Origin of the sequence: Plasticicumulans lactativorans, from assembly GCF_004341245.1 — a bacterium.
In the GTDB taxonomy this organism is placed as follows: Bacteria; Pseudomonadota; Gammaproteobacteria; order Competibacterales; family Competibacteraceae; genus Plasticicumulans_A; species Plasticicumulans_A lactativorans.
The window spans coordinates 1-12,094 of record NZ_SLWY01000002.1 but is presented as its reverse complement, the minus strand read 5'-3'; the positions used below and the strand labels follow the sequence as shown (position 1 = coordinate 12,094).

The 12,094-nt window shown below is 70.5% G+C and carries 16 protein-coding genes; 1 reads left to right on the top strand and 15 read right to left on the bottom strand.

Translation table 11 applies throughout. The annotated features are described in order from the left end of the window. Window position 1: 1 nt before the first annotated feature. The 3 genes from rpsI to EV699_RS01210 all read right to left on the bottom strand — a co-directional run bounded on the left by rpsI (window position 2) and on the right by EV699_RS01210 (window position 1,358). A complete protein-coding gene (gene rpsI, locus EV699_RS01220) occupies window positions 2-397 on the bottom strand; it encodes a 30S ribosomal protein S9 (RefSeq protein WP_132538156.1) in 396 nt (131 codons plus the stop codon). A gap of 43 nt (window positions 398-440) precedes the next feature. Beyond that, window positions 441-869: a 50S ribosomal protein L13 gene (gene rplM, locus EV699_RS01215; RefSeq protein ID WP_132538154.1), complete on the bottom strand. Its 429-nt coding sequence runs from the start codon at window positions 867-869 to the stop codon at window positions 441-443. Between the two features lie 180 nt (window positions 870-1,049). Beyond that, window positions 1,050-1,358 carry a (2Fe-2S) ferredoxin domain-containing protein gene (locus tag EV699_RS01210; protein ID WP_132538152.1) on the bottom strand — a complete coding sequence of 103 codons (309 nt, stop codon included), beginning with the start codon at window positions 1,356-1,358 and terminating at the stop codon, window positions 1,050-1,052. 132 nt (window positions 1,359-1,490) lie between these two features. Here EV699_RS01210 and coq7 point away from each other — a divergent pair, with 132 nt between their 5' ends. Continuing rightward, entirely contained in the window at window positions 1,491-2,135 is a 645-nt protein-coding gene (coq7, locus tag EV699_RS01205) for a 2-polyprenyl-3-methyl-6-methoxy-1,4-benzoquinone monooxygenase (protein WP_132538150.1), read from the top strand. Between the two features lie 228 nt (window positions 2,136-2,363). On the opposite strand, the gene EV699_RS01200 is transcribed toward coq7, so the two are convergent. The 12 genes from EV699_RS01200 to EV699_RS01145 form a co-directional block, all read right to left on the bottom strand. Further along, window positions 2,364-2,780 carry an OsmC family protein gene (locus EV699_RS01200; RefSeq protein WP_132538148.1) on the bottom strand — a complete coding sequence of 139 codons (417 nt, stop codon included), beginning with the start codon at window positions 2,778-2,780 and terminating at the stop codon, window positions 2,364-2,366. Window positions 2,781-2,831: 51 nt separating this feature from the next. After that, window positions 2,832-3,629 (bottom strand): indole-3-glycerol phosphate synthase TrpC, encoded by a 798-nt coding sequence (trpC, locus tag EV699_RS01195; RefSeq protein ID WP_132538146.1) that lies wholly within the window; start codon window positions 3,627-3,629, stop codon window positions 2,832-2,834. Between the two features lie 42 nt (window positions 3,630-3,671). Further along, window positions 3,672-4,688: an anthranilate phosphoribosyltransferase gene (gene trpD / locus EV699_RS01190; RefSeq protein ID WP_132538144.1), complete on the bottom strand. Its 1,017-nt coding sequence runs from the start codon at window positions 4,686-4,688 to the stop codon at window positions 3,672-3,674. Between the two features lie 50 nt (window positions 4,689-4,738). Further along, on the bottom strand, window positions 4,739-5,317 hold the full coding sequence (locus EV699_RS01185) for an anthranilate synthase component II (RefSeq protein WP_132538142.1): 579 nt from the start codon (window positions 5,315-5,317) through the stop codon (window positions 4,739-4,741). A 203-nt stretch (window positions 5,318-5,520) separates the two neighbouring features. After that, window positions 5,521-5,988: a hypothetical protein gene (locus EV699_RS01180; RefSeq protein WP_132538140.1), complete on the bottom strand. Its 468-nt coding sequence runs from the start codon at window positions 5,986-5,988 to the stop codon at window positions 5,521-5,523. Between the two features lie 79 nt (window positions 5,989-6,067). Continuing rightward, the gene (locus EV699_RS01175) at window positions 6,068-6,430 is read right to left on the bottom strand and encodes a response regulator (protein WP_132538138.1); all 363 of its coding nucleotides are present in this window, start codon (window positions 6,428-6,430) and stop codon (window positions 6,068-6,070) included. Between the two features lie 74 nt (window positions 6,431-6,504). Next, window positions 6,505-6,945, bottom strand: coding sequence for a chemotaxis protein CheX (locus tag EV699_RS01170; RefSeq protein ID WP_132538136.1), 441 nt, complete (start codon window positions 6,943-6,945; stop codon window positions 6,505-6,507). Continuing rightward, on the bottom strand, window positions 6,942-7,781 hold the full coding sequence (locus tag EV699_RS01165) for a CheR family methyltransferase (RefSeq protein WP_132538134.1): 840 nt from the start codon (window positions 7,779-7,781) through the stop codon (window positions 6,942-6,944). The genes EV699_RS01170 and EV699_RS01165 overlap by 4 nt, the downstream gene beginning before the upstream one ends. Continuing rightward, the gene (locus EV699_RS01160) at window positions 7,775-8,959 is read right to left on the bottom strand and encodes a protein-glutamate methylesterase/protein-glutamine glutaminase (protein ID WP_279389390.1); all 1,185 of its coding nucleotides are present in this window, start codon (window positions 8,957-8,959) and stop codon (window positions 7,775-7,777) included. The genes EV699_RS01165 and EV699_RS01160 overlap by 7 nt, the downstream gene beginning before the upstream one ends. Window positions 8,960-8,963: 4 nt before the next feature. Then, window positions 8,964-9,338, bottom strand: a complete 375-nt coding sequence (locus EV699_RS01155; protein WP_132538132.1) for a response regulator — start codon at window positions 9,336-9,338, stop codon at window positions 8,964-8,966. Between the two features lie 60 nt (window positions 9,339-9,398). Further along, a complete protein-coding gene (locus tag EV699_RS01150) occupies window positions 9,399-9,845 on the bottom strand; it encodes a chemotaxis protein CheW (RefSeq protein WP_132538130.1) in 447 nt (148 codons plus the stop codon). Further along, a partial coding sequence (locus tag EV699_RS01145; protein WP_132538128.1) for a chemotaxis protein CheA occupies window positions 9,842-12,094 on the bottom strand: 2,253 nt, incomplete at its 5' end. The genes EV699_RS01145 and EV699_RS01150, both read right to left, overlap by 4 nt.

Sequence of the window (12,094 nt, the reverse complement as noted above, 5' to 3'; positions counted from 1 at the left end):
ATCAGCGCTTGGAGAACTGCACCGCGCGACGGGCCTTGCGCAAACCGATCTTCTTGCGCTCGACCGCACGGGCGTCGCGCGTCACGAAGCCCGCCTTGCGCAGCGTCGGCCGCAGGCTCTCATCGTAAGCCATGAGCGCGCGGGTGATGCCATGCCGGATGGCGCCTGCCTGCCCCGTCATGCCGCCACCGGCGACCGTGATGTACAGGTCGAACCGGCCCACGCTATCGACCGCCTCAAGCGCCTGACGCACCACCATGCGCGAGGTTTCGCGCCCGAAGTACGTATCCAGGTCACGGCCGTTGACCATGATGGTGCCCGTGCCCCGGGGCCTCAGGAACACTCGCGCCGTGGAAGTCTTGCGCCGGCCGGTGCCGTAGAACTGATTGTCTGCCATGTCCGTTCCGCTATTTCTGTCGGGTTCCAGACGCCGTCACGCGTCAGATGTCGAGAGCCTGGGGCTGCTGCGCCGCGTGGTTATGCGTCGGGCCGGCATACACCTTCAGCTTGCGATACATGGACCGGCCCAGGGGGTTCTTCGGCAGCATCCCCTTGACGGCGATCTCGATGACCCGCTGGGGCGCACGCTGCAACATCTTTTCCAGGCTGAACGCCTTCATGTTGCCGATGTAGCCGGTGTGCTTGTAGTAAATCTTGTCAGACATCTTGTTGCCGCTGGCACGCACCTTCTCGGCGTTGACGACGATGATGTAGTCACCGGTGTCCACGTGCGGCGTGTACTCGGCCTTGTGCTTGCCACGCAGGCGACGCGCGATCTCGCTGGACAGACGGCCGAGCGTTTTGTCGGTGGCATCGACCACGAACCAGTCGCGCTTCACTTCGGCTGGCTTGGCACTGAACGTCTTCATCAACTTGCTCCAAGGATTCCGTGACCGCAGTGCATGGGTGGGCGTCAACCATCACCTCACCGCATCGGCATGCATTCGGTGTCATTCTGTTCGCACGGCCCGCAGGCGGCGCGAGGATGCCACTGCAATCGAGGGCGCGAATACTAAGCGCGCCTCCCCGCCCTGACAAGACCCCGCGGCTCAGATTTTGAGCCGCTCCACTATGCGCCCCTCGCGCAGGTGCACGTCGATGATTTCGTCGATGTCGTCGGTGTCGACATAGGTGTACCAGACTGCTTCGGGGTAGATGACCAGCACCGGGCCCTCGGCACAACGATCGAGACAGCCGGCGGTATTGATCCGGACCCCGCCAGCGCCGCTCAGCCCCAGTGCCTTGACGCGCGCCTTCGCATGATCGCGCACGGCGCTGGCGCCGCACTGCTCGCATGCCTGGCGGCCATCGTCGCGCTGGTTCGTGCAAAAGAACACATGATGGCGGAAGTACGACATCGGGCCCCGGCTCCGGCTGACACGGCCGCGGGAGTATGCGGGCTGCCGCCGGGCAGGGCAATCGACGGTTTTCCGACGGTCGCGCCGGACTTATGATCGGCCGATCGATGCTCTTGAAGAGTCCCCGCCGCGATGAACGCCCGCCGCATGACCCCTGCCGACCGCCTGCTCGTCAACGTCGATCAGGCCCTCCGCACCCTGTTCGGCCGCCCTGCGGTGACCGGCCGCCCGCACCCGGCCGCCGAGCTTGCCGCCGGCGAACTGGATGCCACCGAGCGTACCCTCGCCATGCGCCTGATGCGCGTCAACCACACCGGGGAGGTCTGCGCCCAGGGTCTGTACCAGGGGCAGGCGCTGACCGCCCGGCTCGGTACGACACGCGCGAAGATGGAGCAGGCGGCCGCCGAAGAGAACGACCATCTCGACTGGTGCGAGCAGCGCGTCAAGGAGCTCGGCGGTCATACGAGCGTGCTCAATCCGTTCTTCTACGCCGGCTCGTTCGCACTCGGCGCCGTCGCCGGCGCGGTCGGTGACCGCTGGAGCCTCGGCTTCGTCGCCGAAACCGAGCGGCAGGTGGTGCATCACCTCGATGAGCACCTGCAGCACCTGCCGGCGCAGGACGCCCCCAGCCGCGCCATCGTCGAGCAGATGAAGCTCGACGAAGCGCACCACGCCACCGCCGCCGCCGATGCCGGCGGGCGGCCCCTGCCGCTGCCCGTGCGCCTGGCGATGCGGATGACGGCGAAGCTGATGACGCGCAGCGTCTACTGGGTCTGAGCACGCGAAAGGCGGCGCGCGCCTGCCGCCCCCTCCCCCGCCGTTTGTGACCTCCTCGCGGGGCGGTGGCGCACGGCTGGGCCCGCGCGGGCTCGACCTGCCCCCGCCACCGGCGCCGATGCGCCTGCGCCCTGAACGGGGTACGAGCGGCGCTCGGGCCTCGGAGGTTCGAAGGCGCGCGATCTCACGCCGGGCGGGCCCCGGCGGCGGCCCTGAAGCCCGGTCGCCTCAGACCTCGACGATCGCGTAGGTGTGGGTCACGTCGGCGGTACGACCGAGCATGATCGACGCCGAGCAGTACTTCTCGGCCGACAGCGACACGGCCCGCTTCACGTGGTTCTCGGACAGCTTGCGGCCGCTGATCACGAAGTGCAGATGGATCCTGGTGAAGACCTTGGGGTCGGTCTCGGCACGCTCGGCCTCGACCTCGCAGATGCAGTCGGTCACCTCCTGGCGCGACTTGCGCAGGATCAGCATGACGTCGATCGCGCTGCAGCCGCCGGTACCGATCAGCAGCATCTCCATCGGCCGCGGCCCGAGGTTGCGCCCGCCGACGTCGGGCGACGCATCCATCACCACCGCGTGCCCACTGCCGGACTCACCGACGAAGGTCATGCCGTCCAGCAGTTTCACCCTGGCTTTCATCGTTTCACTCCAAAGGGACGAGGCGAACGGCGCGGACCGCGCCGCGCGCGTTCAGGCAAACAGTTCGGCGAGCCGCGCGCCGGGGTCGGCCGCGCGCATGAAGGCTTCGCCGACCAGGAAGGCGTTGACGCCGTGCGCCTGCATCCGCGCGACGTCAGCGGGGGCGAGGATGCCGCTCTCGGTGACCACGGTCACCCCGGCGGGGATGCACGGCAGCAGGGCGATCGTGGTGTCGAGGCTGACCTCGAAGCTGCGCAGATCGCGGTTGTTGATGCCGACGAGATCGAGATCGAGGCGCAGGGCCCGCTCCAGCTCCTCGGCATCGTGCACCTCGACCAGCACGTCCATGCCGAGTTCGCGTGACAGCGCGTAGAGCCGGGCCAGCGTCGCGTCGTCCAGCGCCGCGACGATCAGCAGCACGCAGTCGGCGCCGATCGCCCGCGCCTCGACGACCTGGTAGGGATCGACGAGGAAATCCTTGCGGATCACCGGCAGGGTGCAGGCGGCACGCGCCTCGCGCAGGTAGTCCTCGTGTCCCTGGAAGAAGTCGCGGTCGGTCAGCACCGACAGGCACGCCGCGCCGTGCTCGGCGTAGCTGCGCGCGATCGCCGCCGGTTCGAACGGCTCGCGCAGCAGGCCCTTGCTCGGCGAGGCCTTCTTGATCTCGGCGATCACCGCCGGGGCGCCCGCCGCGAGCCTGGCGCGCAGCGCGGCGTTGAAACCCCGTGCGGGCGGCTGCTCAAGCGCCTGCGCCTGCCATTCGGCGTATGTCCGCCGCGCGGAGCGTTCGGCGACCTCTTCGTGCTTGCGGGCGATGATCTTCTTCAGGATGTCGGGCGTATCGCGCATGTCGTTCGTTTCGTGCGGGCCGAGGGGGTTGCGACGGCCGCGTCAGCCGCCGCGGGTGAAGCTCACCAGTCGGTCGAACACCCGCTGGGCGGCACCGTCGGCGATCACGCCGAGGGCCTTCTCGATGCCTTCGGCATGGCTCCCGGCGAGCCCGGCCACGTAGATCGCGGCACCGGCGTTCAGCGCCACGATGTCGCGCGCAGGCCCCGGTTCGCCGGCGAACACCCGCTGGATCATCGCCAGCGACTCCGCCGGCGACGCGACCTTGATCGCTTCGAGCGGCGCGCGTTCGAGGCCGAAATCCTCGGGCGTGATCGTGTACCGGCGCACCTGGCCGTCGCGCCCCTCCGCCACCAGCGTCGGCGCGCCGATGGAGATCTCGTCGAGCCCGTCCTCGCCGTGCACCACCATCACGTGCCGGCTGCCCAGCTGCACCAGCACCTGGGCCAGCGGCTCGACCAGCGCCGCGCTGAACACGCCCATCACCTCGTTCGGCACGCCGGCGGGATTGGTCAGCGGGCCGAGCACGTTGAACAGGGTCCGCACCGCCATCTCGCGGCGCGGGCCGATCGCGTGCTTCATCGCCCCGTGGTGCATCGGCGCGAACAGGAAGCCCACGCCCACCTCGCGGATGCAGGCCTCCAGACGGTCGAGTGGCAGGTCGAGCTTCACCCCCGCGGCCTCCAGCACGTCGGCCGCGCCGGTCTTGCCGGATACCGCGCGGTTGCCGTGCTTGGCGACGGTGCCGCCGGCCGCCGCGACCACCATCGCCGCCGCCGTGGAAACGTTGAAGCTCCCCGACACGTCGCCGCCGGTGCCGACGATGTCGACCACGTGCTCGCCGCTCACGCGCACCGGGGTCGCGAGGTCGCGCATCACCTGCGCGGCCGCCGCGATCTCCTCGACGGTCTCGCCCTTCATGCGCAGCCCGACCAGGAAGCCCCCGATCTGCGCGGGCGTGGCCTCGCCGGTCATGATCGTGCGCATGACGGCACTCATCTCCGTGCCGGACAGATCGTGCCGCTCGATCACACGGCGAATCGCCGCCTGCATGTCCATACCGAATCACCTGTAGGCAGAAACGCGGCCCGAAGCCGCACGAGCGTCGTTCACTGACCGAGGAAGCTCGCCAGCATCGCGTGGCCGTGTTCGGTCAGGATCGCCTCGGGGTGGAACTGCACCCCTTCGACCGCCAGCGACCGGTGCCGCACGCCCATGATCTCGTCGATCGAGCCGTCCTCGCGTTCGGTCCACGCGGTGACCTCCAGGCAGTCGGGCAGGCTCGCCTGTTCGATCACCAGCGAGTGATAGCGCGTGACCGTGAACGGGTTCGGCAGCCCCGCGAACACGCCTTCGCCGCGGTGCTTCACCGGCGAGGTCTTGCCGTGCATCACCTCGCGCGCATGCACCACCCTGCCGCCGAAGGCCTGGCCGATGCTCTGGTGGCCGAGGCACACGCCGAGGATCGGGATCTTCCCCGCGAAGCGCCCGATCGCCGGCACCGAGACCCCGGCTTCGCTCGGCGTGCACGGACCGGGCGAGATCACGATGTGCGACGGCGCCAGCCGCTCGATCTCGTCCAGGTCGATCTGGTCGTTGCGAAACACCTGCACGTCGGCGCCGAGTTCCCCGAAGTACTGCACGAGGTTGTAGGTGAACGAATCGTAGTTATCGATCATCAGCAACATGACGGGGCCCATCCCAGTGATGCGGTTGCCCGGCGCATCACGGGGGGCACATCGGGGGATATGTGCCAGGCGCACCGCTACGCACCGAGCGCAGCGCCGAGCGAGCGCCGCGAGGAACGGCCAACGTATCCTCTGAACCCCGCCCTAGGCAAGGCTTGCCGCACGCACGGCGGCGGGGCCGGGCTACGGCAGGACCGCAGGCCTCAGCCGGGCACCGCCAGCACCAGCATGCCGCTGCCGTACTTGTCGATGTCGAGCACGAGGTCGAGGCGTTTGCCGCCCGCCAGCAGTGCCGTGGCCGCCGGTGGCAGCGGTTCGGGGGCGAAATGGCGGGTGTCGAGCGTGACGCGGTGCTGGTCGTCCGAGGTGAACAGCCGCGAGCAGACGTTCAGCACCTCGCCGCAGTTGTCGAGGATGTCCTCCTCGAGGCGGCCCTTCTTGACGTACCCGGTGGCCACGGCGACCGGCAGCAGCGACAGCGCCGCGCCGGCGTAGGCGCCGAAGCCGGCGTCCATCAGGCACATCGCGGCGTTCGCGATGTCGCCGGAACGGTAGGTGCCGGCAATCGTCAGCTTCGCGTCGTCGACCTTGCCGGCGCCGACCTTGACGGGGCGGCCGAGCAGGCTCGCGAGCAGTTTCGCCGTGGCGTCCGGCGTGGGCAGGTGCAGCATGCGGGAATCCTCCCCGGGGGTTGTCGCGGCAGATCGGGCCCGGCGCCGGCGCGGCCATGCCGTGCGGGCGGCGGGGCGCTCAGTCGAGGAAGCGGTCGCAGTGCTGCTGGAAGTCTTCCGGCGTGAACGGCTTGGTGATCAGGAAGGCCGCGCCGGCCTCGGCGGCCATCACGCGCATCTCCGGGCTCGCCTCGGTGGTCACGAAGCCGAACGGGGTCTCGACGCCGTCGGCGCGCAGGGCCTTGAGGAACTCGAGCCCGTTCATCTGCGGCATGTTCCAGTCCGAGATGATCAGGTCGGGCTCCTCGTCGCGCGCCAGCGCCAGCCCCTGGGCACCGTCCTCCGCCTCGATGATCTTGTGGCCGCTGTAGCCGGCCTGGCGCAAGGTCCGTACCACGATGCTGCGCATCGCCTTGCTGTCGTCGGCAATCAGGATCTTCATCTGCGTCTCCCGCTAGAAGGTGAAGGTCATGGGTGATGGGGAACGGCGTGGCGCCGGTGGCCGCCCCGCGGAGTCTAATCCATCGCGTACAGGCTCACGCGACCGTGCCCGTGCGCACAGCGGAACTCGACGCAGGCGAGCCGCCGCTGCCCGCTGCACGGCCGCAGCGTGCCGACGGCGCCGGTCTGCGGCAACTGGAGCTTCGAGGGCGCCGGCAGCACCGACTTCAGGTTGCCACCGATCACGTTGATCAGCTCGCTGGCGGTGTCGGCCGCGTCCCGCGGCGTGGCGGTGCCGGCCGGCAGGCGCAGCATCGCGTGCGCGCAGGCGCGGGCGAGGTCGGCATCGAGCTCCAGCAGCACCTCGCCGCGGAAGGTCCCCTCGATGCCGATCGCACCGGCCAGCCCGCCGGTGAAGGGGGCGTCGCCGCACGGCCCGCTCTCGACCTCGAAGCCGAGCATGGTGCTCCACACCGCCGCGATGACCTGCCCGACTTCGGACTCGCCCACGTTCATATGCGCCCTCCGCCGTCGCCACCGCGGACGCGGTAGCACAGGGTCCGGTCGAGGCGCACCTGGTCGAAGCGCGCATCGAGGTTCAGCGTGGTCTCGGAACCGCCGAGCAGCAGGTAGCCGTCGCCGCGCAGCGCGCCGTGCACGCGCCCGAGGATCGCGCGCTTGGTGGCCTCGTCGAAGTAGATCAGCACGTTGCGCAGCAGGATCAGGTCCATCGTCGGCAGCCCCGGCCAGCTCGCGGCGAGGTTCATCTCGCGGAACTCGACCATCTGGCGGATCGTCTCCTTGAGCCGCCAGTCCATGTCGACCCGTTCGAAGTACTTCACCAGCATCGCCGCCGGCAGGCCGCGATTGACCTCGAGCTGCGAGTAGCGCCCCTCGCGGCAGCGCAGGATCATCTCCCGCGAGATGTCGGTCGCGAGCAGGCGCACGCGCCAGCCGAGCAGCTCGGGGAAGTGCTCGCGCAGCAGCATCGCCAGGGAGTAGATCTCCTGCCCGCTAGAGGCGGCACCGCACCAGACGTTGAGCGCGCGCTCGCCCGCCCGCAGGCGGAGCAGCTCGGGCAGGATCTGCCTGCGCAGCGTCTCGAAGGGGTGGATGTCGCGAAAGAACGAGGTCTCATTGGTGGTCATCGCCTCGACCACCTGGCGCTGCAGCGTTCCCGAGCGGTCGCTGCGCAGGCGCTCGACGAAGGCGCCCATGTCGGCCACGCCGCAGTCGCGCAGCAGCGGCTTCAGCCGCAGCTCGACCAGGTACTCCTTGCCGGCCTCGAGCACGATCGCCGAGCGTTCCTGCACCAGCCGGCAGATGTAGTCGAAATCGCCGCGGTTCAGCATGGCCCGGGCTCCGCGGCATGGCGGGGGGCGGACGGCGGGCGGCGGCGCAGCGGCCCGCCGGCGCAGCGGGCGACGATCTCGGTCGCGAGTTCGGACAGCGTCAGCACGCGCTCGGCGAGGCCCGCACGCGCCACGGCACCCGGCATGCCCCAGACCACGCTGGTGCGCTCGTCCTGCGCCAGCACCTGCGCCCCCGCCTCCACCAGCCGGGTCGCGCCGAGCAGCCCGTCCTGCCCCATGCCGGTGAGGATCACCGCCAGCACGCGCCCGCCGTAGACCTCGGCCAGCGAACGCAGCAGCACGTCCACCGAGGGCCTGCACGAGTTCTCGGGCGGGGCGCGGTTGAGCGCGAGCACGATGTCGGCCGCGCTGCGGCGCACGGTCATGTGATGATCGCCGGGGGCGATCCACGCCTCGCCAGGGCGCAGCACCGCCCCCTCCACGCCCTCGCGCACCTGCAGGGCACCGAGCCCGTCCAGGCGCTCGGCGAGCATGCGCGTGAACACCGGCGGCATGTGCTGCACCACCAGGACCGGCACGCCGAGGCCCGCCGGCAGCTCGGCGAACAGCGCGGCCAGCGCATTGGGGCCGCCGGTCGAGCAGCCGATCGCGAGCACCGCGGGCGCCTGCCCGCGCAAGGCCGCGGTGGCCGATGCCAGCGGCCGCCGCGGCACCGCCGGCGGGGCCGCGGTCACCACCGCCGCCGCGGGGCGGGCCGACGCCGGCGGCGGCGCCGACGGGGCCAGGGGCGGCGGCGGGGCGGCCCTGGCACAGAGGGCGCGAATCTTCGGCAGCAGCGCCTGGCGTACCCCCAGCAGCGCCTCGCCCACGCTGCCGGCCACCTCGGGCTTGGTGACGTAGTCCGACGCCCCGCGCGCCAGCGCCTCCAGCGTCGCCGAGGCGCCACGCCGGGTCAGCGTGCTGAACATGATCACCGGCAGGCGCGGCCGCTCGCGGCGCAGCGCCTGCAGCGTCTCGAGCCCGTCCATCTCGGGCATCTCGATGTCGAGGATCACCAGGTCGGGCGCGAGCCCGGCCAGCTTGGCGAGCGCGTCGCGGCCGTTGGCGGCGGTGCCCACCACCTCCATGTCGGTTTCCTCCGTCAGCAGTCTGGCCAGCATGCGCCGCACGACGATCGCGTCGTCGACGATCAGCACGCGGATCGGCGAAGGCTCCACGCGCCTACTCCAGCACGCCGAGCAGGCTGAGCTTCTCGAGCACCGATTCGGCGCTGAAGGGCTTCATCAGGTACTCGCTGGCCCCGGCGGCGAGCGCCTCGACCACGTGGTCCATCTCGGTCTCGGTGGTGACCATCATCAGCGGCAGCCGTCCCCAGCAGGGCTCGGCCCGCACCGCGCGGATGAAGTCGTAGCCGTTCATCACCGGCATGTTCCAGTCGACCAGCACGACGTCGACCGTGTCGGCCTCGCGCAGCCGCTGCAGCCCCTCGCGGCCATCGCCGGCCTCGATCACCTCGAAGCCCTGTTCGCCGAGGATGCCGGCTAGGATCCGCCGCATCGCCCGCGAATCGTCGATCACCAGTGCGCGCTTGCCCATCACGTCCCCCTTCCGGCGCGGGCGCCCTGCCCGCCAGGTTCGCTACCCGCCCTGCCGTCCTCAGGCCGCCGGCGCGATCGTGCCCGGCTGGATGATGCGTTCGGTGTCGAGCACCAGCAGCAGGCTGTCGGTGAGCTTGTAGGCGCCGAGGATCAGTTCGCGCGCGACACCGGCCAGCGTGTCGGGCACGCGCTCGAAGGCCTCGGCCTCCACCTGGATCACGTCGCCGATGCGGTCGACCAGCAGGCTCACCGCGCCTTCGTCGGTGCGCACCACCACGTTCATCGGCAGGGCCCCGGGCGGGCGGTCGTCGAAGCCGAGCACGCGCCGCAGGTCGATCGCCATGACGATCTGCCCGCGCAGGTTGATCAGCCCCGACACCACGCGCGGCGCGAGCGGGATCGGCGTCATCGCCTGGTAGCGGATGACCTCCTGGACCTTGGTCACTTCCATGCCGAAGTACAGGCCGCCAAGGTAGAAGGTGCAGAACTGCTGCTCGCCGCTCATCCGGTCACCCGCTGCGCCGCGGCCGCGTGCGGGAACAGCGCGGCGAAGGTCCGCTCGAGGAAGCGCTGCACGTCGAAGAGTTCGGTGACGCGCCCCTGCAGCACCGTGGTGCCGAGCACCCCCTCGCGCGAGCCCTCGCCGGACAGGCTCAGGCTGGCCTCGACGATGTCGATGATCTGTTCGACCACCAGCCCCAGGCTGCGGCCGTTGACGGTGTAGACGACGACCTGCACCACCGGCGCCTCGGGCAGCGCCGGCACGGCGGCGAGGCGGTCGGGCGTGCGCCGCTCGGGCAGCACCTCGTCGAGCTGGATCAGCGGCAGGATCTGGCGCCGGTACTGCACCACCTGCTGATGGCCGGCGTACTCCAGGCTCGCGCGCGGGAACTCCTCCAGCCGCGCCACCTGGGAGAGCGGGATCGCCAGCCGGCCGTCCCCGGGTGAGCGCACCAGCAGCAGGTTGCAGTGCTCGCCGGCGGCGTCGCCGGCGCTGACCGCGACCGCCAGCGCATGCGCGTCGCGGGTCTCGGCGACGATGCGGGCACGCTGCGCGAGGCCGAGGATGTCGAGGATCAGCACCACCCGCCCGTCGCCCATCACCGTGGCGCCGGCGAACACCGTCAGCCCCTTCAGCAGCGTCGACAGCGGCTTGACGACGATTTCCTGGGTGTCGTTGATCGCGTCCACCACCAGCCCGAAGCGGCGCTTGTCGGCGGCCAGCACGACGATGTTGCCGCCGCGCGCCGCCGCCGGCTCCAGGCCGAGCTCGCGGGCGAGGTAGACCAGCGGCAGCAGCTTGCCGCGCAGCCGGTACACCGGCGCGCCGTGGATGTCCTCGATGCGCTGGCCGTCGTCGAGGCGGATCAGCTCCTGCAGGCTGCCCTGCGGGATCGCGAAGCGCTGCTCGCCGCTGGTGACGATCAGCGCCGGCACGATCGCGAGCGTCAGCGGCAGGTGGATCTTGAACAGCGTGCCGCGGCCGGGTTCGCTGTGCAGTTCGATGTTGCCGCTGATCTTCTCGATGTTGGTCTTGACCACGTCCATCCCCACGCCGCGCCCGGAGATGTTGGTGACCTGCTCGGCGGTGGAGAAGCCGGGCAGGAAGATCAGGTTGGTCAGCTCGCGCTCGCTCATCGCCTCGGCCTGCTCGGCGCCGATCAGCCCCTTGGCGAGCGCCTTGGCCTTGAGCTTGTGCGGGTCGATGCCGGCGCCGTCGTCGCTGATCTCGACGATGACCTGGCCGCCCTCGTGGTAGGCGCGCAGCGTCAGCACGCCCTCCGCCGGCTTGCCGCGCGCGCTGCGCGCCACCGGGGTCTCGATGCCGTGGTCGACGCAGTTGCGCACGAGGTGCGTCAGCGGGTCCTTCATCGCTTCGATCAGCGACTTGTCGAGCTCGGTCTCCTTGCCGACCATGTCCACGCGGATCTGCTTGCCGACGCCGAGCGCGAGGTCGCGCACCACCCGCGGCACCTTGTTCCAGATGTTGTTGATCGGCTGCATGCGGGTCTTCATCACCCCTTCCTGCAGCTCGGTCGTGATCAGGTTGAGCCGCTGCGAGGTCGTCGCCAGGCGGCTGTCGTCGACCGTCTTGGCGTACTGCAGCACCTGGTTGCGCGTCAGCACGAGCTCGCCGACCAGGTTCATCAGCTGGTCCAGCAGGCCGACGTCGACGCGGATCGAGGTCTCGGCGGCAACCGGCGCCTTGGCCTCCCGCGCGACGTCCTTCTGCGCCTTCAGCGCGTCCACCAGCGCCGCCGGCGGCACCGCGCCCTCGTGCACCAGGATCTCGCCGACCAGCCGGGGATCGCCGGCATCCTGCCGCGCCAGCGCCTGCTCGACCCGGGCCGGCGGCACCACGCCCTGCTGCACCAGGATCTCGCCGAGCGAGGGCACCGCCGCCGCGGCCGGCGCAGCGGCGGGCGCCTCCCGCTGCAGCGTCTTCAGGCGCTCGATCAGCCCGGCGTAGTCCTCGCGGCCGTCGCCGCCCTCGCGCTCGATCGCGCCGAGCATCGCCCGCACCGCGTCGACCATCGCCAGCAGCGCCGTGGTGCGCTCGGGGGTCAGCCGGATCTCCCCGTCGCGCAGCTTCGACAGCAGGTTCTCCCCCGCATGCGCGACCTTCTCCAGCCGCCCGAACCCCAGGAAGCCGCAGGTACCCTTGATCGTGTGGATGGTGCGAAAGATGCTCGCGAGCGTGTCGCGATCGTCCGGAGCCGTCTCCAGCGCCACCAGTTCGTTGTCGAGACGGTC

Excerpts from the sequence above, each read along its gene's own strand:
- rpsI (WP_132538156.1), bottom strand. The coding sequence starts at position 397 with ATGGCAGACAATCAGTTCTACGGCACCGGCCGGCGCAAGACTTCCACG.
- rplM (WP_132538154.1), bottom strand. The coding sequence starts at position 869 with ATGAAGACGTTCAGTGCCAAGCCAGCCGAAGTGAAGCGCGACTGGTTC.
- EV699_RS01210 (WP_132538152.1), bottom strand. The coding sequence starts at position 1,358 with ATGTCGTACTTCCGCCATCATGTGTTCTTTTGCACGAACCAGCGCGAC.
- coq7 (WP_132538150.1), top strand. The coding sequence starts at position 1,491 with ATGAACGCCCGCCGCATGACCCCTGCCGACCGCCTGCTCGTCAACGTC.
- EV699_RS01200 (WP_132538148.1), bottom strand. The coding sequence starts at position 2,780 with ATGAAAGCCAGGGTGAAACTGCTGGACGGCATGACCTTCGTCGGTGAG.
- trpC (WP_132538146.1), bottom strand. The coding sequence starts at position 3,629 with ATGCGCGATACGCCCGACATCCTGAAGAAGATCATCGCCCGCAAGCAC.
- trpD (WP_132538144.1), bottom strand. The coding sequence starts at position 4,688 with ATGGACATGCAGGCGGCGATTCGCCGTGTGATCGAGCGGCACGATCTG.
- EV699_RS01185 (WP_132538142.1), bottom strand. The coding sequence starts at position 5,317 with ATGTTGCTGATGATCGATAACTACGATTCGTTCACCTACAACCTCGTG.
- EV699_RS01180 (WP_132538140.1), bottom strand. The coding sequence starts at position 5,988 with ATGCTGCACCTGCCCACGCCGGACGCCACGGCGAAACTGCTCGCGAGC.
- EV699_RS01175 (WP_132538138.1), bottom strand. The coding sequence starts at position 6,430 with ATGAAGATCCTGATTGCCGACGACAGCAAGGCGATGCGCAGCATCGTG.
- EV699_RS01170 (WP_132538136.1), bottom strand. The coding sequence starts at position 6,945 with ATGAACGTGGGCGAGTCCGAAGTCGGGCAGGTCATCGCGGCGGTGTGG.
- EV699_RS01165 (WP_132538134.1), bottom strand. The coding sequence starts at position 7,781 with ATGCTGAACCGCGGCGATTTCGACTACATCTGCCGGCTGGTGCAGGAA.
- EV699_RS01155 (WP_132538132.1), bottom strand. The coding sequence starts at position 9,338 with ATGGGCAAGCGCGCACTGGTGATCGACGATTCGCGGGCGATGCGGCGG.
- EV699_RS01150 (WP_132538130.1), bottom strand. The coding sequence starts at position 9,845 with ATGAGCGGCGAGCAGCAGTTCTGCACCTTCTACCTTGGCGGCCTGTAC.